Source organism: Embleya sp. NPDC050154, from assembly GCF_044460165.1.
GTDB lineage: Bacteria > Actinomycetota > Actinomycetes > Streptomycetales > Streptomycetaceae > Embleya.
On record NZ_JBITJP010000012.1, the window covers coordinates 83,139 to 107,656 of the forward strand.

The window sequence follows — 24,518 nt, forward strand, 5'->3', positions numbered from 1 at the left end:
GCCCGCCCGCCGCACCCGGTGCGGGGCGGGCTGACGGTACGTCAACACCGGTCCTGTACGGCTGTGTCACCGGTGTTCGACGAACCGGCACGGCGGCGGACAGCGCGGGCTCGCACATGAGAACGTGAGCCCGTGAATGTCCTGGACCTGTTGCTGCTCGCCGCCGCGGTGGCCTTCGCCATCTCCGGATACCGGCAGGGCTTCATCGTCGGCGTGCTCTCGTTCCTGGGCTTCATCGGCGGCGGTGTGTTCGGCATGTGGCTGGTGCCGTCGCTGCTCAACCGGTTCGAGCCGGGGCTGGGTCCCTCGATCGCGGCGATCTGCGTCGTGCTCGTGCTGGCCACCGCGCTCCAGGCGCTGACCACCGCGGCCGGCAACCGGCTGCGCCGGCAACTCACCTGGCGTCCGGCGCGACTGGTGGACGCGGCCGGGGGCTCGATCGTGAGCGTGTGCGCGCTGCTGATCGTGGTCTGGCTGATCGGCTCCTCGGTCGCGGGCGCCTCGATGCCCACCATCTCGCGCGAGGTGCGTTCCTCGCAGGTGCTCGGCGGCGTGCAGAAGGTGTTGCCGCAGGGCGCCGACACGTGGTTCTCCTCGTTCGGCAACCTGCTCGACCGCAACGGCTTCCCGCAGGTCTTCAGCCCATTCGTTCGCGAGGACATCCCGCAGGTCCCGCCGCCGGACCCGAGGTTGTTGTCGATGCCGGCGGTCCAGGAGACCCGGGACAGCATCGTCAAGATCGTCGGCACCGCGAAGAGTTGCGGCAAGGTGATCGAGGGCTCCGGCTTCGTCTACGCCCCGCAGCGCGTGATGACCAACGCCCACGTAGTAGGTGGCGTCAAGAAGCCGACCGTGCAGATCGGCGGCGAGGGCCGCGAATACCCGGCCGAGGTCGTGCTCTACGACTGGAAGCGCGACATCGCGGTGCTCAAGGTGCCCGGACTCAAGGCCACCCCGCTGCAGTTCGAACCCAAGGTGGAGAGCGGCGCGGACGCGATCGTGGTGGGCTTCCCGGAGAACGGCGCCTTCCACGTCGAACCCGCCCGGGTCCGGGCCCGGATCCAGGCCGGCGGCCCGGACATCTACAAACGCGGCACGGTCAGTCGCGACGTCTACTCGCTGTACGCGAAGGTGCGCCAGGGCAACTCCGGCGGCCCGCTGATCTCACCGAACGGCAAGGTCGCCGGGGTGATCTTCGCCAAGTCGCTCGACGACGAGTCCACCGGGTACGCGCTCACCGTCGAGGAGGTGCGCGCGGACGCCGAGGCGGGCGCGGTCGGCGACCGTCCCGTGGACACCCAGAGTTGCGCCATGTGACGCATGTCCGCCGGGTTCTCGGGCAGACGTTCGGGCACAGCCGCGACGAGCGGCGAGGGCGGGGCGAGGCGGGGTGGGGTGGGGGAATGCTCGGGCATTCGCACGCGGTCAGCGGGGCACTGGTGTTCGCGGCGACGGCACCGACGCTGCCCCAACACCTGTGGCACAACCACCTGTCCCCGTCCGAGATCGTGATCGGTACGTTCCTGACCGCCGGCGCGGCGCTGCTGCCCGACCTCGATCACCACAACGGCACGATCGCCAACTTCCTGGGACCGCTCTCGCGGGCGCTGTGCGCGGGCGTGGCCAAAGTGTCCGGCGGGCACCGACACGCGACCCACTCGATCGCCTTCGTCGTCCTGGCCGGACTGCTGACCTGGCAGGGGGTCGAGCACTTGGGGCGGCCGTTCACCCTCACCATGGTCTTCCTGCTGCTCGCGCTCGCGCTGCGCGCGCTGAACCTGTGTCCGCCGGGCAAGGGCGTCGCCTCCTGGATCACCATCGTCGCGCTCGCCGGCGGCGGCACGGCGGTGGTCGACCACTGGATGCCGGCGGCCCCCGACTGGTTGCCGATGGTGATCGTGCTGGGCTGTATCGCGCACCTGCTCGGCGACTTCCTCACCAAGCAGGGGATACCGCTGTTCTGGCCGCTGGGCACCCGCTTCGAGGTGGCCGTGGTCAGCCGGACCGGAAATCGCGTGGAGACGCTCGTCCTGGTGCCGGTGATGATGCTCGCCACCGTCGCGCTCTTGTGGTTCAGCACGTTCGCCTGAGCGGCGAAAAGCGGCATCGAGCGCTGCGCGGAGCCCGTGCGCGAAGCGGAACCCGTACGCGAGACAGGGGATGATGCGACGCGACCCGGTCCCGGGTCGCGTCGACACGTCAACGCAGGAAGCGCAGGCGCAGACTCAACCAACGCGCTCGTCGGCGCAATATCCCCATCAGCCCCGGCAAATGATCCCCCCGGTCGGCAACCGCGCCGGCCGGCGCCCCTCGCGTGTGCTCGAACCCGTGAGTGCCAGTGGTGCCGATCTCAACCATGAGGGTCTCTGCCGTCTCCGACCGGGTGTCCCCGGCCCCCGCCGCCATGCTCGGAGCGTTGTACGTCCGGCTCATACGGTGGCGCCTACCCGGGTCACCGACGGCGTAATCGCGCCGCCTCGGCGGTCCGAAAATCATTTCCGGACACGTCGGAGGCGATCTGTACGGAAGTGTCGGATATCCCCGTCAAGATCGTACAAGAAAGGCCCGGAAGCGCTGTCGGAACTTCAGCGCTCGGGTTCCGGGTCCTTCAACCAACCCAGGAGTTCCTCGGTGAACACGGACGGTTGTTCCTCGTGCGGGAAGTGCCCCACGCCCTCGATCAGTCGCCAGCGGTAGGGCGCCTCCACGTAGCGCCCGGAGCCGGCCGCCGTGCGCGGCAGGATCACCGGGTCGAGCGCGCCGTGCAGATGCAGCGTGGGCACCTCGACGGGGGACTTCATCCGGGCCGAGTACTGGATGCCGTCCGGGCGCGGGATGGACCGGATCAGCCAGCGGTAGTGTTCCGCCGCGCAGTGCGCCGTGCCGGGCACCAACATCGCCTGGCGGTAGCGCGCGATCGACTCGTCGGCCGGCCGGCCCGGCGCCGACCACGCGCTCAACATGTCGCCCACCATCGCCGCGCCGTCGCGGACCAACTGCCGCTCGGGCACCCACGGTCGCTGGAAGCCGAAGATGTGCGAACTCGCGGCCATCTGGTGCCGGTCGGTCAACAGCGCGCCGCGCAGTTGCCGGGGATGCGGCATGGACACCGCGACCAACCGGCGCACCACCTTGGGCCGCAACACGGCCGCGGTCCAGCCCAGGTAGGCGCCCAGGTCGTGGCCGACCACGATCGCGTCCGGCTCGCCGAGCGAGCGGATCACCCCGGTCACGTCCAGGGCCAGGGTGATCGGGTCGTAGCCGCGCGGGGTGCGGTCACTGCCGCCGTACCCGCGCAGGTCCATCGCGACCGCGCGGTAGCCGGCCCGGGCCAGCACCGGCATCTGATGCCGCCAGGCCCACCAGAACTCCGGGAAACCGTGCAGCAACAGCACGACCGGCCCCTCGCCCATCTCGGCGATGTGGAACCGCGCGCCGTTGGCGGCGATGTCGCGGTGTGTCCAGGGCCCGTCCACGTTGACCACGGTGCTCTCGGGAACCGTCATGCGGAGCAGCGTCGCACACTCGCCATCGCACCCCGGTTTCCGCCGCCGGTTTGGCCGGCCCGGGCGCGTTGCCGGATCAACCGACGTTCTTGAGCGTGGTGACCGTGTCCCGGGTGGTGGTGATCGTGCGCTCCGGCGCGCGGACGTTCTTGAACGACTTGATGCCGTAGAACGCGAGCCCGCCCGCGAGCAGGAGGTAGAAGCCGCCGACGATCAGGAAGCTCCACGCCACGCCGAGACCGAGGGCGTGGATTCCGTACACGATCGCGAAGCTCAGGAAGATGAACGCGAACACGCCGATGAAGGCAGCCGCGCCGAACGCGCCGCCGCCCTTCGCGACGTTGACCACGCTGACCTTGACCTCGCTCTTGGCGAGCGCGATCTCGCTGCGCACCAGCGTGGACATGTCGCGGCTGGCCGACGAGAACAGCTCGCCGAGGGATCGCTGTGCGTCGACGGGCACGTCCTGGGCCGGGGACCTGTCGGTGCCTGCCATGGTCACTCCTTGTACCTGTATGGATAATCCGACCCCGATCATGCCCTGCTGCGGCGATACGTATCCAGCGGGGCGCGTCGTACGAGTGTTTCGGATGGGAAACGAAGTATTCAGGAGTAGCCGAGCTTCTCGTCGCGGAGTCGATCCGCGTCCGCTTGATAGACGTCCGGAATGCCGTCGCCGTCGTCGTCGCGATTCTCCTCGGCGCACAACCGGGCGTAGGTGTTGTTCCTTATCCGCAGCACCACCGACGCCGCGACGGCCGCGAGCACCGAACCCACCAGCACCGCGGCCTTGGCCTGTTCGGTCAGCGTCGGGTCGTCGGTGAAGGCCAGTTCGCTGATCAACAGGGACACCGTGAAGCCGATGCCGGCGAGCATGGACATGCCGAACACGTCCGACCACGCGAGGTCGTCGCTGAGTTGGGCCCGGGTGAACCGGGCGACCAGCCAGGTGCCCGCGAAGATCCCGACCACCTTGCCCGCGACCAGGCCGATCATGATGCCGAGCGTGGGCCGCTGGGTGAACACGTCGCCGAGCACCGAACCGGAGACCGCGACGCCCGCGGACAGCAGCGCGAAGATCGGCACCGCCACGCCCGCGGAGACCGGCCGCACCAGGTGCTCGACGTGCTCGGCCGGCGAGGTTCGCTCGTCCGGGTCCGGGACCACGCGCATCAACAGGCCCATCGCGACACCCGCGACCGTGGCGTGTACGCCGCTCTCGTGCATCAGCGCCCAGGTCACCAGGGCGAGGGGTACGTACCACCACCAGCCGCGCACCCGGAAGCGCTGGAGCAGCGCGAACACCACGAGCAGGGCGAAGGCCCCGGCCAGCGCGAGGAAGTCGACCGAGTCGGTGAAGAAGATCGCGATGATCAGGATCGCGCCGAGGTCGTCGACCACCGCGAGGGTGAGCAGGAACGAACGCAGCGCGGAGGGCAGGCTGGTGCCGATCACCGCGAGTACGGCCAGCGCGAACGCGATGTCGGTCGCGGTGGGGATGGCCCAGCCGTCGGGCGATCCGCCGCCCGCGTTGACCGCGAAGTAGAACAGCGCGGGAGTGAGCATCCCGCACGCGGCGGCCACCACCGGCAGCACGGCCTGGGCCGGATTGCGCAGGTCGCCGACCACCAGTTCGCGCTTGAGTTCGATGCCCGCCACGAAGAAGAACACCGCGAGCAGGCCGTCCGCGGCCCACGTGCCCAGCGACAGGTCCAGGTTGAGCGCGCTCGGACCGATGCGGAAATCGCGCAGATCGTGGTAGGCCCCGCTCCACCCGGTGTTCGCCCAGATCACCGCGATCACCGCCGCGATCAGCAACAGCGCGCCGCCGACGGTCTCGGTGCGTAGCGCGTCCGCGATGAAGTTCCGTTCGGCCAACGTGGACGGACGCCGAAAGAACTTGGTGCGTGGTGCGGACTCGGCAGCCACGGGACCTCCAGGTCGGCTGTGGTTCGCAGGCGCATACCGCCCTGCGAAAACGACAAAACAGCGCCGACCAGACTTCCCGGCATGCCTCCAAGAGGAGACCCCTGACGCGGGACGGCGGAACCCGAACCGACCCGATCCCCGTCAGTGTATCGACAAGATGCGCACCACGAGGGAACCGAACCGCGCACGGCCGCGTCGGCGCCCCTCGGCTCGCCGATGCCCCCGTCGACCCGCGCCGCCCACGCAAAGGCCCCGTACCGAAGGGGATTTCGATACGGGGCCGGAGCCGGACGCGGATTCGGCCGGTCGCTCAGTCCTGGCGACGAGGCAGCACCGCGGAGTCCGAGGCGGCGAGCGGGCGAAGCGCGGCGGGCTTGTTCTGGCCCCCGGCGGAGGCGGTGATGATCGTGCTCCAGTCGGTCACGTTCTGGCCGACGCCCAGACCCTGCAGCTTGGTGATCACCGCGGGGTCCTGGCCTTCGAGCCAGTCGGTCAACTGACGGAAGGTCACACAGCGCACGTCGGACTTGGTGCAGATCGACTTCACCGTGTCCCGGACGGCATTCATATAGATGCCGCCGTTCCAGTCCTCGAAGTGGTTGCCGATGAACAAAGGCGCGCGATTGGTGGTATAGGCGCGCTGGAATCCGTTCATGTAGAACTCGTGGGCCTCTTTCTCCCACGCGTCCTTCTTGGACGGGTCGTACTTACCGTGCAGCGCTTCCTGCTCGTACATGATGTTGTAGTCCATGGAGAGCTGCGACTTGCTCGGGTTCCCCGGCCACGGCAGCGACTGGAGCGGGAAGTCCCAGATGCCGGTCTCCTTGCCGCGCTTGGGCCACACCTGAAGACCACCGGCGGAACTCGCGTCGTAGCGGAAGCCCATTTCCTTGCCGGCCCGCATCAGATTCGTCTGGCCCTCCAGGCACGGTGCCCGGCCGCCGATGAGTTCCTTGCCGAGCGAGTAGTCGAACGGCAGCGGCGGCAGATCGGCGAACCCGGTGTTCGTCTTCCAGTTCTGGACGAACTTGACCGCCTGTTCGGTCTCGTTCTTCCAGTCCGCCGGGGCCCAGGACTTGCCACTCGTGGAACTGTTGCAGAAGTGGCCGTTGAAGTGCGTGCCGATCTCGTTGCCCTTGAGCCAGACCTCGCGCATCTGGACGATCGTGTTGCGGATCGTCTCGTCGGACATGAACGCGATGTCCGATGCGCCGGCCGCGTGCTTCGGTCCGGTGTACATGGCCCGCTTCGCCTTCGGGAGCATGTAGATGCCGCTCAGGAAGTACGTCATCTGCGCCTTGTTCGCCTCGGACAGCTTCAAGAATTCCGAGACCAGCTTGTTGCCGTCCTCGGCCGCGCCGTCCCAGGAGAACACGACGAACTGCGGCGGTTTCTCACCCGGCTTGAGCTTTTCCACCTTCGGCTGGTTCGGCTGCGGACCGGTGTCGGCGGTCGAGCCGTCGCCGATCGGCCGGACCGGACCTCTCGGTTTGTCCGATTCCTTGCCCGGAGCGCTCGGATTTCCGTTGCCAGAGGTCTTTGCAGAGGAGTTGCCGGAATCTTTCCCGTCCTTTGCGAAAACCACGAAACCGATAGCGGCCAGGACTGCGACAACGACGAGCACCGCAGCGCCGCGGACAGTTCGCACAGTTCACCTCTTCCCATGGACATGCCGGACCGAGCTGTATTCCCTATCGATACATACGCACGCCGGGGTCACCCGGTTGCGTGCGTGCCCGGACCGCTTTCCCCGCGTACCCGAGTCGGGACGCGTCGGATCGCACGGGGCGCGTGAGTGCGGACACATCACCGTACGGGGCGGAAGGGCCCCAAAGCGATCCGCCGTCACCCGGGACGGTCAGGGGTCGGCCCGGAACTCGATCCGTCCGCTGTACATGCCCATCGAGCAGGTCCAGGTGAGGGTGCCGGCGTGCGGCGTGCCCAGGTCGATCCCGGTCTCGCCGGACGTCGGCAGGACGCGCTGCACGTTGCGGGCGGGCAGGACGAAGCCCCGGGTGCAGCCGGTGGTGCGGTCGGTACGCAGCACCAACACGGTGCGTACGCCGGCCCGGGCGAGCGCGCGGGCCGGGTGGTAGCCCTCGTTCCCGACCCGCACGGTGACCCGCTGCACGCCATCGGCCCCGGTGCTCGCCGCCGCGTGGTCCACCGTGCCCACCGCGGCCGGCGTCCACCAGCCGCCCAGGCGCAGTCCGGAGGCGATCGTCCAGGCGGCCACCGCGAGCACCAACAGGCCCACGGCGGCCGTCGGTCGGCCGCGCAGGAGCCGTCCCGACGCGCCGACCAGCAGGCCGAGCGCGGCGAACAGCGGGAAGGTGCCGAGCACGAAGCCGGTCAGCACGGCGGCCCCGCCGAGGGCGTTCCCGGCGGTCACGGCGACCAGTTCGACGCTCAGCGTCACTCCGCACGGGACCAGCACCGTGGCCGCGCCCAAGAGCAGCGGACCGCGACCGGCGCCGCGCGGCGAGGGGCGCGGCAGCAGTCGGCCGACGCCGGGCACGCCGAGCATGGACAACCCGAAGAGCACCATCAGCGCGCCCGCCAGGAGCAGCAGAATCGCACGGGTGCCCGGCGCCGGTTGCACCGCGCCGCCGAGCAGGCCGAGCAGTGCGCCGAGGATGGTGTGCGCGAGCAGCTTCGCGCCGAGGAACGCGGTCAGTGCGCGGGGGAGCAGGCCGCGCGGCGGCGTGCTCGCGCAGTCGCCGGCCGGGTTCTCGCACGGGCGCACGGCCCCGGCCAGCAGGCCGCCCTGGACCGCCGCGCAGGACGCGCCACCCGCGACGATCCCCGCACCGAGCCCGGTCGCGAACAGCGTGAGCACCTGCACGGCACCACCCCCACTCCGGGGAGATTACGTGCCATCACGCACAGTGTGGAAGATCTCCGGCGCGAAACACTCGTTTCACCCATGCGGGTGCATATTTTACGTTCCGAAAAGGATAGCCTTACTGTGACGATGTAAACACTTAGAGTTAACTTGGCCTACCGGGCCCGGAACTCTCTCGTTCGACCCGCGCGCCGCCATCCCTGCGGCAGCCATGCCCGCCATGACATGACTGACATGACTGACCCGGAGGACACGGACATGCCCGTTGCCCCTACCACCACACCCGCGCCGGTCTCCCGGACCGCCACGCTGCGCGCGGACCTCGGCGCCTCACTCGTGGTTTTCCTCGTCGCCGTACCGCTCTCGCTCGGTATCGCGCTCGCCGCCGGCGCCCCCCTCGGCGCCGGCATCATCTCCGCCGTGATCGGCGGCATCGTGGTCGGCCTGCTCGGAGGCGCGCCCCTCCAGGTGAGCGGCCCCACCGCCGGCGTCATGGTGATCGTGGCCGGTCTCGTGCAGACCTACGGCTGGCGGGTCACCTGTCTCGTCACCGTCGGCGCCGGCCTGGTGCAGATCCTGCTCGGCCTGCTCCGGGTGGCCAGGGCCACCCTCGCGCTGTCGCCGGCCGTCGTGCACGGCGTCGTCGCGGGCATCGGCGTGGTGATCGCGCTGGCCCAGTTGCACGTGGTCCTGGGCGGCGCGCCACAGCGCTCGGCCTGGGAGAACCTGCGCGAACTGCCCACCCAGGTCGGCAATCTGCGCGCCCCCGCGGTCGCGGTGGGAGTGATCACCGTGGTCCTGCTGCTCGGTTGGCCGCTGTTGTCCCGGCTGCCCGGGCGGTGGGCGGCGCCGGCCAAGGTGCCCGCGCCGCTGATCGCGGTCTCGCTCGCCACGGCGGTCGCGAGCGTGACCCACCTGAACGTGGCCAGGGTGGACCTGTCCTCGGTCACCTTCACCACCCCGGTGTTGCCGCCGTCGGGCGCCTGGAGCGCGATCGCGGTCGGCGTGGTCAGCGTGGCCCTGGTCTCCGGCATGGAGTCGCTGCTGTCGGCCGCCGCGGTCGACCGGCTGCACAACGGGCCCCGGGCCAACCTCGATCGCGAACTGATCGGCCAAGGCGTGGGCAACGTGGCCTCCGGCGCGATCGGCGGCTATCCGGTCACCGGTGTCGCGATCCGCTCGGTGACCAACGTGCGCGCGGGCGCGGTCTCTCGGTTCTCGACCATCCTGCACGGCGTGTGGGTGATGGTGTTCGTGGTCCTGCTCGGCGCGCTCGTCGAGCGCATCCCGCTCGCGGTGCTGGCCGCGCTGGTGATGGTGGTCGGCATCCAGATGGTCAGCCTCGCGCACATCCGACACGTGCACCGGCACCGCGAGTTCCCCGCCTACGCGGCGACGATCGCGGGGGTGGTCCTGGCCGGTGTGCTCCAGGGCGTGCTGCTGGGCGTGGTGGTCGCGGTGCTCACCGCGCTGTACCGGCTCAGCCGCAGCACCGTGCGGGTCCAGCCCGACGACGGTGTGCTGCACGTCGAGGTGCACGGGTCGCTGACCTTCCTGTCGGTGCCGCGGCTGTCCCGAGTGCTGGGCAAGTTGCCGCCGGGCGAGCACGTCGTGCTGGACATGACGGTGGACTACCTCGACCAGGCCGCGTTCGAGGCGGTGCACTCGTGGCGGGCGGGCTACCTCGCGCGTGGCGGGCGGGTGGACATCGAGGAGATCCACGACGGGTGCTACGAGCGGGCCGCGGGCGGTTCCCCGGGGCCCAGGCGCTCGCGGCTGACCCCGTCGCCGCGCTGGTTCGCGCCGTGGTGGCACTGGCAGCGCGCGTGCCCGCGCGAGGACGGCACCGCGTCCCAGGCGCTGGTGGCCGGCGCGCGCGAGTTCCAGCAGCGCACCGCGCCGCTCGTGCAGCCGTTCCTGGAGCGGCTAGCGTTGGAGGGGCAAAAGCCCGCGCAACTGTTCATCACCTGCGCCGACTCGCGGATCGTGCCGAACCTGATCACCGCGAGCGGCCCCGGCGACCTGTTCACCGTGCGCAACGTGGGCAACCTGGTGCCGTGCGGCGAAGCCGGGCACGCCGACCCGAACACGGCCGACGCTTCGGTGGGCGCGGCGATCGAGTACGCGGTGGCCGTGCTCGGTGTGCGCAGCATCACGGTGTGCGGGCACTCCGGGTGCGGCGCGATGAACGCGCTGCTGGACAAGGTCGGCGACGCGGCCGAGGCCGGGTCGGGGCACGGCACCACGCCGCATCTGGATCGCTGGTTGCGCAACGGCGACGCGTCGCTGGCGCGCTTCACGGCCGGCCCCGCGCCGACCCTGACCGGCCACCTGGTGCCGCCGGTGGAGCAACTGTGCCTGACCAACGTGGTCCAGCAATTGGACAACCTGCTCGACCACGCGGTGGTCGCCCGGGCCGTGTCCGAGGGCCGACTGCGGCTGTTCGGGCTGTACTTCGACATCGCCTCCGCGCAGATGTATCTCTACGACGGCGTGCGCGGCGACTTCGGCCCGGTGGACGCGGAGCGGGCCGAATCCGGGGTGCTCCCGGAGGGTGTCACCCTGGGCGCCGAAGATCACACTTTTCCGGTGCTCAACGCGGGGTAGCCACCCCGTACGATCGCGCGGTCGGCCACGATGCGCCGTGAGCCGACAAGTGGTCTAAACCAATCGTGGTCCTCCTCTTGCCGGCTCGGGCCGGTCCCTGATGAGCTACGGCCAAAGGAACCGACCGCAGCGGCACGGAGGAGTACGCGTGAGCAACGCAGACCGGAACACCGGGGACAAGGCCGGAGAGGCACTGTCGAACCTGCTGCGCGAGGAGCGACGCTTCGCGCCCCCGCCGGCGCTCGCGGCAGACGCCAACGTCAAGGCCGAGGCGTACGAGCGCGCGGCCGCGGACCGGCTCGGCTTCTGGGCCGAGCAGGCCCGGCGGCTGGACTGGGCGGTGGAGCCGCAGGAGACGCTGGACTGGTCGACGCCGCCGTTCGCCAAGTGGTTCGCCGACGGCAAGCTCAACGTCGCCTACAACTGCGTCGACCGGCACGTCGAGGCGGGCAACGGCGACCGGGTGGCGATCCACTTCGAGGGCGAGCCGGGCGACACCCGCACGCTGACCTACGCCGACCTCAAGCGCGAGGTGTCCAAGGCGGCCAACGCGCTGACCTCGCTGGGCGTGGAGGCGGGCGACCGGGTCGCGATCTACCTGCCGATGATCCCCGAGGCGGTGATCTCGATGCTCGCGTGTGCGCGCATCGGCGCCCCGCACTCGGTCGTCTTCGGCGGCTTCTCGGCGGACGCGGTGTCCTCACGTGTCAACGACAACGACGCGCGCGTCGTGATCACCGCCGACGGCGGCTACCGGCGCGGCAAGCCCTCCGCGCTCAAGCCGGCCATCGACGAGGCGCTGCAGTCCTGCCCGGACGTGCGCAACGTGCTGGTGGTGCGCCGTACCGGCGGCGACGTCGCCTGGACCGAGGGCCGCGACCTCTGGTGGCACGACCTGGTCGACGCGCAGTCCGAGGAGCACGAGCCGCAGGCGTTCGACGCCGAGCACCCGCTGTTCATCCTGTACACGTCCGGCACCACGGGGAAGCCGAAGGGCATCCTGCACACCTCCGGCGGCTACCTGACCCAGGCGAGCTACACGCACAACGCGGTGTTCGACCTCAAGCCCGAGACCGACGTGTACTGGTGCACGGCCGACATCGGCTGGGTCACCGGGCACTCGTACATCACCTACGGCCCGCTCTCCAACGGCACCACCCAGGTCATGTACGAGGGCACGCCGGACTCGCCGCACCAGGGCCGCTGGTGGGAGATCGTGCAGAAGTACGGGGTCACCATCCTGTACACCGCGCCCACCGCGATCCGCACCTGCATGAAGTGGGGCGACGACATCCCGGCCCGGTTCGACCTGTCCTCGCTGCGCATCCTGGGCAGTGTCGGCGAGCCGATCAACCCCGAGGCGTGGATCTGGTACCGCGAGCACATCGGCGCCGGGAAGACCCCGATCGTCGACACGTGGTGGCAGACCGAGACCGGCGCGATCATGATCAGCCCGCTGCCGGGCGTGACCGAGACCAAGCCGGGTTCCGCGCAGCGCGCGCTGCCGGGCATCTCGGCCAAGGTGGTCGACGACACCGCGACCGAGGTCGGCAACGGCGGCGGGGGCTACCTGGTCCTGGACCAGCCGTGGCCGTCGATGCTGCGCACCATCTGGGGTGACGACCAGCGGTTCAAGGACACTTACTGGTCCCGCTTCGATGGGCTGTACTTTGCCGGCGACGGTGCCAAGAAGGACGAGGACGGCGACGTCTGGCTGCTCGGCCGGGTGGACGACGTGATGCTCGTGTCCGGCCACAACATCTCCACCACCGAGGTCGAGTCGGCGCTGGTCTCGCACCCCAAGGTCGCCGAGTCGGCCGTGGTCGGCGCGACCGACGCGACCACCGGGCAGTCGATCGTGGCGTTCGTGATCCTGCGCGGCAGCGCGTCCGAGTCCGAGGACCTCGTCGGCGAACTGCGCGAGCACGTCGGCAAGGTGCTCGGCCCGATCGCCAAGCCCAAGCGCATCCTGCCGGTCGCCGAACTGCCCAAGACGCGCTCCGGCAAGATCATGCGCCGCCTGCTGCGCGACATCGCGGAGGGCCGCACGCTCGGCGATGTGACCACGCTGACCGACGCGTCGGTGATGGACCTGATCACGTCGCAGTTGCCCTCGGCGGCGGCCGAGGACTGACCCCGGGGCCGGCCGCCGGCCGGGACTTGATCGAGGCGGGGCGGCCCGTTCCTTCGGGAGCGGGCCGCCCCGCCGCGTTCACACCGCGGCGGAGATCGCCTGCGGGCCGAGCACGAACGCCGAGTCGACCTGCTCGGCGAGGTCGGCGCCGGTCTTCGCGTTCGCCCAGCTCCGCGCGTTCCTGAGGTGGAACTCGACCATCTGCGCGGTGTATCGCTCCCAGTCGCGGCGCTCGAACGCGGCGTCGCAGGCGCGGGTCAACTCCTCCAGCGCGGCGCGATTGGCCGGCTCCAGGGTCTCGAAGCCGGGCGCGCGGCCCTTCTCCAGGGCGCGCACGAAGTCGGACTGCACGGTCCAGGTGAGCAGGTCCGCGCCGACGTGCTCGCGCAGGAACTCGACGTCCTCGGGCCCCTGGACCTTGTTGCCGACCACCGCGAGCGAGACGCCCCAGTCGCGCGCGTAGTCGCGGTACTGCCGGTAGACGCCGACACCCCGGCGGGTCGGTTCGGCGACCAGGAAGGTGATGTCGAAGCGGGTGAACAGCCCGGAGGCGAACGAGTCGGATCCGGCGGTCATGTCCACCACCAGGTATTCGTCGGCGTCGTCGACGAGGTGGTTGAGGTAGAGCTCGACCGCGCCGACCTTCGAGTGGTAGCACGCGACGCCCAGGTCGGACTCCTCGAACGGCCCGGTCGCCATCAGCCGCAGCCCGGGTAGGCCCGGCACCTCGCGCGCGCACGCCGCGTGGATCGGGTTGTCGTCGGCGAGCCGGATCAGCCGCGAACCGCGGCCCGGTGGCGTGGTCTTGACCATCTCGGCGACCGATGCGATCCGCGGGTTGTCCCCGCGCAGCCATTCCTTGATCGCGGGCAGTTCGGCGCCCATCGCGGGCAGCGTCGCGGCGGCCTGTTCGTCCAGGCCCAGGGCCACGCCCAGGTGCTGGTTGATGTCCGCGTCCACCGCGACGACCGGCCGGCCGGTCGTCGCGAGGTGTCGGATGAACAGGGACGACAACGTGGTCTTGCCGCTGCCGCCCTTGCCGACGAAGGCGATCTTCACGGATGGGCCCTCCGATGATGGGTTCGACCGATGGAACCGATCGACGGGTTCGACCCGACGACGGGGTCGGTCCGGGTGGTTCGACGATCCGGGTTCGACGACCTGGGTTCGACGATCTGGGTTTGACAATCGTTTTCGAATACGATCATCCGTCGCTCACCGTGTCCGCGTCAAGTCGCTCGGTGATCGTGTGGTGGTGGGCGTGCGGCCGTCGCGTGTCGTGCGGACCGGGGTCGCGGGTGGTTTCCCGTGCGGCGTAATCTCGCCCGGGTGAGCACCGCAACCGATCCCCTCGCCGCCCTGGCCGCGCTGCCCGGCGTCCCGGAGGCCGTCGAGGACACCCGCAAGGCCGTCGACCGGCTGCTCGGCCACCGCACGATGCGCCGCCGCAGCATGGACATCAGCGCCGAGTCCGCGCTTCGAGGCGCGCGCGCGAGTGCCGCGCTCGAAGGGGTCGACTGGTCGCTCGAGGAGATCCGCCGCCGTACCGACTTCTCGTCCTCGCTCGACGACGGCGGCGCGGTGATCGCCGGCGCGTTGCGGCTGTCCGCCGAGATCGGCTCGTTGCTGGGCACGTGGGGGCACAGTCCGCTCCAGGTGCTGGCGCGCCTGCACGTGGTCGCCGCCGCCGACGCGGTGCCCGCGGAGGCGCTCGGCCGACCGCGCCGCGACGGCGAACTGCCCGGCCCGCTGCCCTCCGCGGAGGAGGTGGCCGCCCGCCTGGACGGACTGTCCCGGCTGCTGCTCGCGCCCTCCTCGGCGCCCGCGGTCGTGGTCGCCGCCGTCACCCACGCGGAGATCCTCACCCTCGCGCCGTTCACCTGGGGCAACGGCCTGGTCGCGCGGGCCGCGCAGCGGATCGTGCTGGTCACCCGCGGCCTGGACCCCAAGGGCGCGGCGGTGCCCGAGGTCGGCCACCTGGAACTGGGCGTGGACGCCTACGCGGCGGCGCTGCGCGCGTACGAGAGCGGCACCGCCGAAGGTGTGTCGACCTGGATCCGGCACTGCGCGGAGGCGATGACGCTGGGCGCGCGGGAGAGCGTGGCGGTCTGCGAAGCGGTGATGCGCGGGATCTGACCGCGATCCCGCGGGCGGTCGTGGCGCCTGCCGCGATCGGGCCGCGCCGTGCGTGCTCGGCGCGGTTTCCGACCGTGGACGCACGAGACGGCGGCGCCCGCGAGGACGCCGCCGTTTTGTCACTCCCACCGGGGTACCAAGCGTGTACCCGTTATGACGATCGGCCCCGGCATGCGCATCCACGGGGGGAAGAACATGCAGGTCATCCGACGCGTTCGGCCCCTACGAGGGTCGGTCGCACGTGGGTTCCCGGCGGTCGTGCTCGGCCTGCTCGGGCCGTCCGCCGAAGCGGGGGCCGTACGGGCCGTTGGTCCCTTTTCTAGTGGGTTGCCGGGGGGAGTGGAACCCCTGGGCCAAGATCTTTACTTTTGGCCTTTGTCGGATTTGCTCCCCGATCGTCGTGCTCCCGGCCCGCTTCGCCCGTGCCGGCGATCCGGGTTTCGGCCGGTCGCCCGGGGTCAGCGGCGCTTCCTGGCCAGGTACCACACGAAGCCGGCCGCCGTGGCGCCCGCGCCGATCGCGGTCGCGGCGAGTACGGGGCGCGAGGGCACCGAGAGGGTGGGCACCCGCTGGCGCAGTGCGACGGGTCGGCTGAAGACCAGCACGGGCCATCCCCGACCGGTCGCCTCGCGGCGCAGGCCACGATCGGGATTGACCGCGTACGGGTGGCCGACCTCCAGGAGCATCGGCAGGTCGGTGATCGAATCGCTGTACGCGTAGCAGGAGGTCAGGTCGTAGCCCTCGGTTCGGGCCAACTCCTTGACCGCCGCGGCCTTGTTGGGCCCATACGCGTAGAAGTCGATCTCGCCGGAGTAGCGGCCGTCCTCGACCACCATGCGCGTGGCCACCACCCGGTCCGCGCCCAGCATGTCGCCGATCGGCTCGACCACTTCGGCTCCGGAGGAGCTGACGATGACCACGTCGCGGCCCGCGGCGTGGTGTTCCTCGATCAGGGACGCGGCCTCGTCGTAGATGATCGGGTCGATCATGTCGTGCAAAGTCTCCGCGACGATCTCGCGTACCTGCTGGACGTCCCAGCCGCGGCAGAGGGCGGAGAGATATTCGCGCATGCGCTCCATCTGGTCGTGATCCGCGCCGCCGACGAGGAACACGAACTGCGCGTAGGCACTCTTGAGGACGGAGCGGCGATTGATGAGACCGCCGTGGTAGAAGGATCTGCTGAACGCCAGCGCACTGGACCTGGCGATGATGGTCTTGTCGAGGTCGAAGAAGGCTGCTGTCCGCTTCGGAGCCTGGGTTTCCACAGTTCACGAGGATAAGGGCAGCCATTCGGCGTAAACTCCACGTCGTGGGTTTGCTAGAGAACCCCCTCGGGTACATCCTGGAAGTCACGGATCGTTCGCGACCGTGCTAACCCGGTCCGACTCCTCCCCCCCCGAGTCGGCCGTGGAGACGACCCCCGCTCTCCCCCCCGGCGGGGGTCGTCGCTTGTCCGGGGGGCTTTTTTGCGCCCATACGAGGGTGTGGGTCGGGCTTTGTCCGACTAACCGCCGAGGTGCGCGATTGTCGGTGTGCCGTCGGGTCGGCGGGCGGGATTGTCGACGCGGTGCCCGGCGGCCCGGCTCGGATTGAATCCGCGATTCCGCGTCGATCGGTGTCGGTCTGCGTCGATCTTGCCCCGGTGTGGGGCGCGGACTTTTTCGGAACTGCCGTTCTCCGCTGTTTCGGGGGGATTCCCGGTCGATTTTTCGGTGGTCTACGCGCGATCAGACACGGAAGACATGTCCGGAACGGCTGAAGCGTCCCTCTCCCGAGTGAATCCGCAATCCACAACCACGGGCTTGTCCACAGGTACGAACCACCCGCTCGGCCGAGCGCGCGCCGGCGGCGACGGTGGGGTCAGTTCTCGGGAGGCTCGGTTCGGACGGACCTCCCCGACCCCTGGAGGTTCCGTGGCAGCGCTCTCCCCGCCTCGGCCGGCCCGCCCGCTCCTGGTGACCGGCGATCCCGTCCTGCTCGACGAACTGTTGCGGCTGTGTGCCGCGGCCGGGATCGAACCGGAGGTACAACCGGACGCGGGCGCGGCGCGGGCCGCGTGGCGGGGCGCGCCGCTGGTGATCGTCGGCGACGACGTGACCCCGGGTCTGGCCCGGTGCGGATACCCGCGCCGGGAGGACGTGGTGCTGATCGGCGCCGACCTGGACGACGGCGACGTGTGGCGGCGGGCCCTGGACGCGGGCGCGGACCACGTGGTGTTCCTGCCCGACGCCGAGGCCTGGATCGTCGATCGATTGGGCGACGTGGCCGAGGGCACCGGACCGGACGCGTACACGATCGCGGTGCTCGGTGGTTGCGGCGGCAGCGGGGCCAGCACGCTGGCCTGCGCGCTCGCGGTGACCGCGGTGCGTACGGGGCTGACCACCGCGCTGGTGGACGTGGACCCGCTGGGCGGCGGTCTGGACGTGCTGCTCGGCGGCGAGGACGAGCGCGGCCTGCGCTGGCCGGATCTGGCGAGCGCGCGCGGGCGGATCGACGGCGGCGCGTTGTCCGACGCACTGGTGCACCTGCACGGACTGACCGTGCTCTCGTGGGATCGCGACCGACCACCGGGAATCCTGCCGGACACGATGCGCTCGGTGGTGCGGGCGGTGCGCAGACGCCACGACGTCGCCGTGCTCGACGTGCCGCGGCACACCGACTCGATGGGGGCGGAGGCGCTGCGCCAGTGCGACACCGGGCTGTTGGTGGTGCCGGCCGAGGTGCGCGCGCTGGCCGCGGCGGCGCAGGTGTCCACGCGGGTCGGGCCGATGGTGCGCGATCTGCGTGCGGTGGTGCGGCAGCCGAGCGCGTCGGGGCTGACCTCGGAGGCGGTCGCGCGCGGCCTCGGCCTGCCGCTCGCGGGCGAGTTGCGGCCGGAGGCGGGGCTTTCGGCGGCGGCCGAGCGAGGCGATCCGCCGGGCCTGCGGGCGCGCGGACCGCTGGCCAGGTTCTGTCGCGACTACCTCGCGGGCGACCCGGCCGGCCTGATGCGCGGGGAGGCGGCGTGAGCGCGCGCGAGGTGCCGCCGATGCCGCCGTTCCCGCCGCCGACGCCGCTTCCGGGGCCGCAGGGCACCGGGCGGGCGAGGCCGGCGGCTCGGGTGCCGCAACCGCCGCCGTGGCCGGTGCCGACTCCGGCGGGCGGCGGGACCGGGGTGTTCTCGGCGCCGCAGTTGCGGGCGGTGCCGCCGCCGGCACCGCCCGCCGCGGTGGGGACACCGCCGTCGGCGGCGACGGTGGTCGCGGTGCCGCCGCCGGAGCCGGAGTTGGTGGAGGCGGTGCGGTCGCGGTTGGCCGCCGGCGGGCACGAGCCGACCCCCGGGGCGGTGGCCGCGGCACTTCGTGCCGAGGGGCGGGTGCTGGGCGAGGCGGCGTTGCCGGAGTTGGTCCGGGCGCTGCGGTCGGAGATCGCCGGTGCCGGACCGCTGGACGCGCTGTTGCGCGATCCCGAGGTGACCGACGTGTTGGTCAACGCGCCCGACGAGGTGTGGATCGACCGGGGGGCGGGGCCGCAGCGCACGGCGGTGACCTTTGCCGACGACGCGGCGGTGCGGCGGCTCGCGCAGCGGTTGGCGAGCGGTGCCGGGCGGCGGTTGGACGACGCCTCGCCCTATGTGGACGCGACGTTGGCCGACGGGATCCGGCTGCACGCGGTGCTGCGTCCGGTCGCCGTGCGCGGGACGTGTTTGTCGCTGCGGGTGCCGCGGCGGACCTCGCTCGGCCTGGCCGACCTGGTGCGGGCCGGTTCGTTGTCGCCGGCGGCGGCCGAACTGTTGTGCGCGGTGGTCTCGGCGCGGGCCGCGTTCCTGGTCTCCGGCGGCACCGGGTCGGGCAAGACCACGCTGCTCGGGGCGCTGCTCGGGTGCGCGCATCCGGCCGAACGGCTGTTGCTCGCCGAGGACTCGGCCGAGCTGACGCCGCGTCATCCACATGTCGTGCGGCTCCAGTCGCGGCCGGCCAACGTCGAGGGCGCGGGCGAGGTGACGCTGCGGGACCTGGTCCGCCAGGCACTGCGGATGCGACCGGACCGGCTCGTGGTCGGAGAGGTGCGCGGCGCCGAGGTGGTCGAACTGCTCGCGGCGCTGAACACGGGCCACGAGGGCGGCTGCGGCACGGTGCACGCGAACTCGGCGGCGGACGTGCCCGCGCGGCTGGAGGCACTCGGGGCGCTGGCCGGCCTGGGCCGGGAAGCGTTGCACAGCCAACTGGCCGCCGCGCTCGACCTGGTGGTGCATGTGGTGCGCGAGCGCGACGGTCTGCGCCGGGTGGCCGAGATCCACGTCCTCGAACGGGACGCGGCGGGATGGGTCCGCCCGATCCCGGCAGCCTGCTTCGAACGCGGCGGAGGCCACCGAGCCGGCCCGGGCCACCAGCGCTTGACCGCACTGCTGACGGGGTGGTGGCGGGGATGAGGGCGGCGGGGGCGGTTCGGGGGGCGGGCAGCCGGCGATCGGCTGCGTTGCCGGGGGTGGTGGCGGCGAGGGGGCGCGGTTCTTGGCGGGTGGTGCGGGTCGGTCGCGGGGCGGGCCGCGGACGATTGGTGCGCCGCCGGCTGGATGCGGTGGCGGCGAGGGGCGGGCGCGGCAAGGCCGGGGCGGGGCTCTTGACGGGGCGGCGGGGCGGTGGGGCTCGGTTCGGGTCGGGGCGGCTTGCCGACGAGTGGCGCTGGTGGGCGGTGGGTGACGGCGGCGTCGGGTCCGGGGTCGGCCGGCGGGCGGTGGGGCTTGAATCGGGTTGGCCCGGGCCACCAACGGTTGGTTCCGGCGGCGGGCCCGGGGCCGGTCGGTTCGGAGGTGGTGGGGCTCCGTTCGGGGTGGCTCGCCGGTCGTTGACTCCGGCGGTTGGTGGGTGATGGGCCTTGGAATGCGGGGGATCGGGCTCGGTGGTGGTTCTGAAGCCGGCCGGCCCGGTGGGTGCTCTCGGTTCGGGGCGGCTTGCCGACGGGTGGCCTGGGTGGGCGGTTCGGCCGTGGTGGTGAGGGCGGGCCGGCTGGGGGTGGTGGGGCTTGGTGGGTCGGTTTGCGGGCGCTTGGTGGTCGGCGGGTTCGGGGTGCGTCGGGTGAGCGGGTTCCGGTTCGGCGGCGGGCTTGGTGGCGGGTCTGAGGCCGGCCGACCCGGCGGTGGGTCTCGGTTTGGGGCGGCTTGCCGACGGGTGGCTCCGGGGGGTGGTAGGTGATGGCGGCCGTTGGGTGTGGTGCGTGGGTTCGGGCTCGGTGCGGCGTTTTGAGGGGGTGGGGTGCGGCGGGGGCGGTGTGGGCGCTTGGCGGGGCGGGTGTCGGAGGGCGAGATGGGTCGGTGGTGGGTGGCCGCCGGGCCGGCTGTGTGTGGGGGTGGAGTGAGTGATTGCGGCGGTGTTGGCCGTGTTCGGGGTTGCGGGGCTGGTGTGGTTGTCGATGACTCGGGCGGGGCCGGGTCGGTTGCGCGCGGTGCTGGGGTCGCTCGACGGCGAGCGGGTGGGGCGGTCGGTGGGCGGCACGGTGGTGGCCCGGCGGCATCGGGTGCCGTTGGCGGTACTCGCGGGCGGGAGCGGTGCGGCTTTGGCGCTGGGATCGCCGGTGCCCGCGCTGCTGGCCCTGCCGGGTGCGTGGGTGCTGCGCCGGCGGCGGGCGCGGGCCGTGGCGGACCGGGAGGCGGCTGCGGTGCGCGGCGGGGTCGTCGGGCTGTGCGCGGCGCTCGCGGGGGAGTTGCGGGCGGGACGCACACCTACAGAGGCGTTGGCGGCGGCCGCGCACGCGGTGGACGGGCCGGTCCTGGCGGTGGTGGGCGAGGCGATCGGGTCGGCCCGGGTCGGTGGCGACGTGCCGGACGCGTTGGACCGGGCGTCGGTCCGACCCGGGGCGGCCGGATTACGACGGATCGCCGCGTGCTGGCGGATCGCGATCGGTCGGGGCGCCGGGTTCGCCCCGGCGCTGGAGCGGATCGCGGCCACGCTGCGGGCCGAGGAGGACGCGCACGAGGAACTGATCGCCGAACTCGCCGGGGCCCGCTCGACCGCGCACGTGCTGGCCGCGTTGCCGGTTTTCGGCCTCTTCCTGGGCAGCGGTCTGGGCGCCCGGCCACTGGACGTGCTGCTCCGCACGCCGACCGGAGTCGGGTGCCTGTGCGGGGGCTTGGCCCTGGTGGCCGCCGGCTTGGAGTGGACGGACCGCCTGGTGACCGGGGCGATGCCGAGGTCGGCATGACCGACGTCGGGCCCGTACGGGATGTCGAGGCCGCTCGGATGTGGCCGCTGCGAGAGGTGGATGGATGCCGGGGCGCCGGGAGTGGCGTGGCGGCGGTGCGGGATGGCGCGGGTTTTCGCGGTTCCTGACGTGGGGCCGGAGCCGGCCGGCTCCGGGTAGCCGCTGCGCGGGTGGGGTGGCCGCCGGGGTGGGTGGGCGGGCGTGGTGGTGGTTCGGGATGCCGCGAGTGCCTGTTGCGGCGGTCCGGAGGCGGGTGGCTTTGAGGGCTCGCTGCCGGGCAGGGCGGTGCCGGGGTTGGCGTGACCGGCGTGGTGAGGGTGTGGGACGGCGCGAGGGAGTCGTGGGTGCGTGTCGCGGTGGCTCGGAAGTGGGCTTTGGGGTGGTGGGTGTGGTGAGGGATGGCAGCTCCCTGGAGGTGAGCTCAGGGAGCAGGTGGTGGGCGGGTGCTGGTGGCGTCGTAGGGGCCGGTGGCTGCTGTGGGGGTGGGGTGTGTGCGGGAGGTCGAGGGGCCTTTCGGGGGCGGGCTCGGGGGTGATTGGAGGTTGGAGCGGTGGGTGGGGACCTGAGTGGGGTGGCCGTGGTGGTGGCGGTGTTCGCGGCGGCGGGTGGGGCCGGGGGTGCCGTGCGAGGGAGGGGGGTTCGGGGGCGGCGGCCGTATGGGTGGGGGAGCGAATCGGCGCGACGGCGGGTGGCGGCGTTGCTGGGTGGGGCGGCCGTCTTCGTGGTGTTCGGGGGGTGGGTCGGGGGTGGTGTGGGCGTCGTCGTGGCCGTGCTGCTCGATCGGCGATTGGGGCGGCTGGAGTCGCGGTCCGGGCGAGTGCTGCGGGAGCGGCTGCGAGCCGATCTGCCGTCCGCCGCCGACTTGTTCGCGGCGTGTCTGGTGGCCGGGAGTTCGCCGGTGGAGGCCGCCGAGGCGGTCGCGCACGCGGTCGGTGGGCCGCTCGCCGGCCGATTGCGGCCGATCGTTGCTTCGTTGCGGTTGGGCGGCGAGCCGAGTCGGTGCTGGCTCGGGTTGACCGACGATCCCGTGCTCGCGCCGCTGGGACGGACTCTCGCGCGCGCCGCGACAGGTGGCGCACCGGCCGCGGCCCTGGTGGCTCGGATGGCCGACGAGCAACGCGCCGAGCACCGGCGTGCCGCCAGTGCGGCCGCTCGCCGGGTGGGGGTGCGGGCCACCGTTCCGCTCGGGCTGTGCTTTCTGCCGGCTTTTCTGCTGATCGGGGTGGTCCCGATCGTGATCGGGCTGACGACAACGTTGCTGCGGCCGTTCTGATCGATCGATTTATTCATTCATATACGCATCAATAAGGGGGAATGTCATGCGAATTCTTATGCCGATTCTCGGTCCGGCCGCGCGTCGGATGTGGCTGCGGTTGCGCGACGACGCCGGGATGACCACGGCCGAGTACGCGGTGGGCACGGTCGCCGCGGTGGCCTTCGGGGCCGTGTTGTTCAAGATCGTGACCAGCCCCGGGGTCGCTACGGCGCTCACCGGCGTGATCACCAAGGCGCTCGATGTCTCGTTCTGACGCGGGGTCGCGGGTCGCCGTCGCCGTTCGCCGAGTGCGCGAGGAGGACGGCTTCGTGACCGCGGAGACCGCCGTCGTGCTGCCGGTGCTGGTGCTGCTGACGGCCGTGCTGGTGTCCGGACTCGGTGCCGCCGCCGCGCAGATCCGCTGTGTGGACGCGGCGCAGGCGGGGGCGAGGGCACTGGCCCGAGGCGAGCCGATGGCGGTCGCGCAAACCCGGGCTCGGGCTGCCGGGCCGGCTGGGGCACGGACGGAGGTGTCCGGCGGGGAGGGGCTGGTGCGATTCCGGGTGGCGGCCGAGGTCGGCGTGCCGGGGGCTGCCTGGGCCGGGGTGAGGTTCCACGTGGAACATGTGGCGGTGGCGGCTGCGGAGGACGAGGTGCCGCCGTGAGCCCACGCGCGTCGACGCAGGAGGGCTCGGCGACGCTGTGGGTGATCGCGCTCGCGCTGGTGCCGATGTGTGTGGCCGCGTTCGTGTTCGTCTTCGCCGGAGCGGTCGCGGCCCGACATCGCGCGGGCGCCGCGGCCGACCTGGCCGCCCTCGCGGCGGCCGGTCGAGCCGCGGCCGGCGCCGATGCCGACGAGGCGTGCGCGCTGGCCCGCCGAGTGGCCCGCGCCCAGCACACCGAACTGACCCGCTGTCGGCTCACCGCCGGGTTCGCGGAGGTCGACGTGACGGCCCCCGCCCCGGCGGCACGCACAGCCCGAGCAACCGCCCGCGCGGGCCCCTCGGACCAGCCCGACACCCACGCACACCGCTGACGCGGCCCGACCCGATCCCCGATTGCAGCCATCCGCCCGGCTCACATCGTCCGTACCGATCGCGCGTCCACGCCATCCGACCCGTCAGCCCGCTCACCCATCCCACATCGCTCACGCCCGCCACCCCACCCGAACCCGCCGCGCCGTCTGCGGGTCCGTACCCGTTGCGGCCGCCGGCCGGTCGCGCCGTGCGTGCCTCCACCGGGCCGTCCGCGTCATTCGTCCGGACTACCCGCGCCTGCCGGGCCGCCCTCGTCGCCCGCGCAGGTCGCGCCCCTTCGTGGCGGCTCAGCTGCTTGCGCCTTGCGCGAACGCCGGGCCGTCGACCCCATCCGCGCAAGCCGCGCTCGTTCGTGGCGGCCGAGCCGTTTGCGCCGCGGCCGCCGAGCGCGCGCCGTCCGCGCCGTCCGGGCAGGTCGCGCCCATCGCGACAGCAAGGCCGCCGCTTGCGTTGTGCGCGCCCGCCGGGCCGCCCATGTCACCCGTGCGGGCTGCCCGTTCCCGCCGGCCGTCGGCGCCACCGCGCGGGTCGTGTCTGTCGCGGCAGCCGGGCCGTCGGCCGGCACCGGGCTGTCTGCGCAGGTCACCCTGCCCACGTCACCCGGGCAAGCCGCCCGACTCCGCCGCGCCGTCCGCGGCCGTCCGCGCAGGTCGTGCTCGTCGTTCCGCCCATGTCACCCGTGCGGGCTGCCCGTTCCCGCCGGCCGTCGGCGCACCGCGCGGGTCGTGCCTGTCGCCGGGCCGTCGGCCGGCACCGCGCTGCCCGCGCAGGCCACCCTGCCCACGTCACCCGGGCAAGCCGCCCGACCCCGCCGCGCCGCCCACGGCCGTCCGCGCAGGTCCTGCTCGTCGTCCCGTCCATGCCACCCGCGCGGGTCGCCTGAACCCGG

Annotated in this window: 19 protein-coding genes; 12 read left to right on the top strand and 7 right to left on the bottom strand. The window is 72.0% G+C overall.

All coding sequences use genetic code 11. The annotated features are described in order from the left end of the window. Positions 1–132: 132 nt before the first annotated feature. The gene (locus ACIBSV_RS25160) at positions 133–1,317 is read left to right on the top strand and encodes a MarP family serine protease (protein ID WP_395866667.1); all 1,185 of its coding nucleotides are present in this window, start codon (positions 133–135) and stop codon (positions 1,315–1,317) included. A gap of 86 nt (positions 1,318–1,403) precedes the next feature. Then, positions 1,404–2,090 (top strand): metal-dependent hydrolase, encoded by a 687-nt coding sequence (locus ACIBSV_RS25165; protein ID WP_395866669.1) that lies wholly within the window; start codon positions 1,404–1,406, stop codon positions 2,088–2,090. A 495-nt stretch (positions 2,091–2,585) separates the two neighbouring features. On the opposite strand, the gene ACIBSV_RS25170 is transcribed toward ACIBSV_RS25165, so the two are convergent. The 5 genes from ACIBSV_RS25170 to ACIBSV_RS25190 form a co-directional block, all read right to left on the bottom strand. Next, complete coding sequence (locus ACIBSV_RS25170; protein ID WP_395866671.1) at positions 2,586–3,506, bottom strand: alpha/beta fold hydrolase; 921 nt, start codon at positions 3,504–3,506, stop codon at positions 2,586–2,588. A gap of 76 nt (positions 3,507–3,582) precedes the next feature. Further along, the gene (locus ACIBSV_RS25175) at positions 3,583–4,002 is read right to left on the bottom strand and encodes a phage holin family protein (RefSeq protein WP_395866673.1); all 420 of its coding nucleotides are present in this window, start codon (positions 4,000–4,002) and stop codon (positions 3,583–3,585) included. 110 nt (positions 4,003–4,112) lie between these two features. Then, on the bottom strand, positions 4,113–5,435 hold the full coding sequence (nhaA, locus tag ACIBSV_RS25180; RefSeq protein ID WP_395866675.1) for a Na+/H+ antiporter NhaA: 1,323 nt from the start codon (positions 5,433–5,435) through the stop codon (positions 4,113–4,115). Between the two features lie 310 nt (positions 5,436–5,745). After that, positions 5,746–7,083: a hypothetical protein gene (locus ACIBSV_RS25185; RefSeq protein ID WP_395866677.1), complete on the bottom strand. Its 1,338-nt coding sequence runs from the start codon at positions 7,081–7,083 to the stop codon at positions 5,746–5,748. A gap of 210 nt (positions 7,084–7,293) precedes the next feature. After that, complete coding sequence (locus tag ACIBSV_RS25190; RefSeq protein ID WP_395866679.1) at positions 7,294–8,280, bottom strand: sulfite exporter TauE/SafE family protein; 987 nt, start codon at positions 8,278–8,280, stop codon at positions 7,294–7,296. Positions 8,281–8,538: 258 nt separating this feature from the next. Here ACIBSV_RS25190 and ACIBSV_RS25195 point away from each other — a divergent pair, with 258 nt between their 5' ends. Both ACIBSV_RS25195 and acs read left to right on the top strand, forming a co-directional pair. Further along, on the top strand, positions 8,539–10,887 hold the full coding sequence (locus ACIBSV_RS25195) for a SulP family inorganic anion transporter (protein WP_395866681.1): 2,349 nt from the start codon (positions 8,539–8,541) through the stop codon (positions 10,885–10,887). 148 nt (positions 10,888–11,035) lie between these two features. Next, entirely contained in the window at positions 11,036–13,021 is a 1,986-nt protein-coding gene (gene acs / locus ACIBSV_RS25200; RefSeq protein WP_395866683.1) for an acetate--CoA ligase, read from the top strand. A 78-nt stretch (positions 13,022–13,099) separates the two neighbouring features. On the opposite strand, the gene ACIBSV_RS25205 is transcribed toward acs, so the two are convergent. Then, positions 13,100–14,080, bottom strand: coding sequence for an ATP-binding protein (locus ACIBSV_RS25205; protein WP_395866685.1), 981 nt, complete (start codon positions 14,078–14,080; stop codon positions 13,100–13,102). Between the two features lie 270 nt (positions 14,081–14,350). Between ACIBSV_RS25205 and ACIBSV_RS25210 the strand changes: the two genes are divergently transcribed. Then, positions 14,351–15,157: an oxidoreductase gene (locus tag ACIBSV_RS25210; protein WP_395866687.1), complete on the top strand. Its 807-nt coding sequence runs from the start codon at positions 14,351–14,353 to the stop codon at positions 15,155–15,157. A gap of 458 nt (positions 15,158–15,615) precedes the next feature. Here the strand turns inward: ACIBSV_RS25210 and ACIBSV_RS25215 are convergent, their stop codons facing one another. Next, complete coding sequence (locus ACIBSV_RS25215) at positions 15,616–16,422, bottom strand: HAD family hydrolase (RefSeq protein ID WP_395866689.1); 807 nt, start codon at positions 16,420–16,422, stop codon at positions 15,616–15,618. Positions 16,423–17,112: 690 nt separating this feature from the next. On the opposite strand from ACIBSV_RS25215, the gene ssd reads away from it, so the two are divergent. The 7 genes from ssd (at position 17,113) to ACIBSV_RS25250 (ending at position 23,628) form a co-directional block, all read left to right on the top strand. Beyond that, a complete protein-coding gene (gene ssd, locus ACIBSV_RS25220; protein WP_395867028.1) occupies positions 17,113–18,165 on the top strand; it encodes a septum site-determining protein Ssd in 1,053 nt (350 codons plus the stop codon). Next, positions 18,162–19,568 (top strand): TadA family conjugal transfer-associated ATPase, encoded by a 1,407-nt coding sequence (locus tag ACIBSV_RS25225; protein WP_395866691.1) that lies wholly within the window; start codon positions 18,162–18,164, stop codon positions 19,566–19,568. Before ssd ends, ACIBSV_RS25225 begins: the two co-directional genes overlap by 4 nt. Positions 19,569–20,494: 926 nt before the next feature. Beyond that, positions 20,495–21,337, top strand: a complete 843-nt coding sequence (locus tag ACIBSV_RS25230; RefSeq protein WP_395866693.1) for a type II secretion system F family protein — start codon at positions 20,495–20,497, stop codon at positions 21,335–21,337. Between the two features lie 688 nt (positions 21,338–22,025). Further along, positions 22,026–22,610, top strand: a complete 585-nt coding sequence (locus ACIBSV_RS25235) for a type II secretion system F family protein (RefSeq protein ID WP_395866695.1) — start codon at positions 22,026–22,028, stop codon at positions 22,608–22,610. A 46-nt stretch (positions 22,611–22,656) separates the two neighbouring features. Then, complete coding sequence (locus ACIBSV_RS25240) at positions 22,657–22,866, top strand: DUF4244 domain-containing protein (protein ID WP_395866697.1); 210 nt, start codon at positions 22,657–22,659, stop codon at positions 22,864–22,866. After that, positions 22,853–23,257: a TadE family type IV pilus minor pilin gene (locus ACIBSV_RS25245; RefSeq protein WP_395866699.1), complete on the top strand. Its 405-nt coding sequence runs from the start codon at positions 22,853–22,855 to the stop codon at positions 23,255–23,257. Before ACIBSV_RS25240 ends, ACIBSV_RS25245 begins: the two co-directional genes overlap by 14 nt. Then, the gene (locus ACIBSV_RS25250) at positions 23,254–23,628 is read left to right on the top strand and encodes an Rv3654c family TadE-like protein (RefSeq protein ID WP_395866701.1); all 375 of its coding nucleotides are present in this window, start codon (positions 23,254–23,256) and stop codon (positions 23,626–23,628) included. Before ACIBSV_RS25245 ends, ACIBSV_RS25250 begins: the two co-directional genes overlap by 4 nt. The last annotated feature ends 890 nt before the right edge of the window (positions 23,629–24,518 follow it).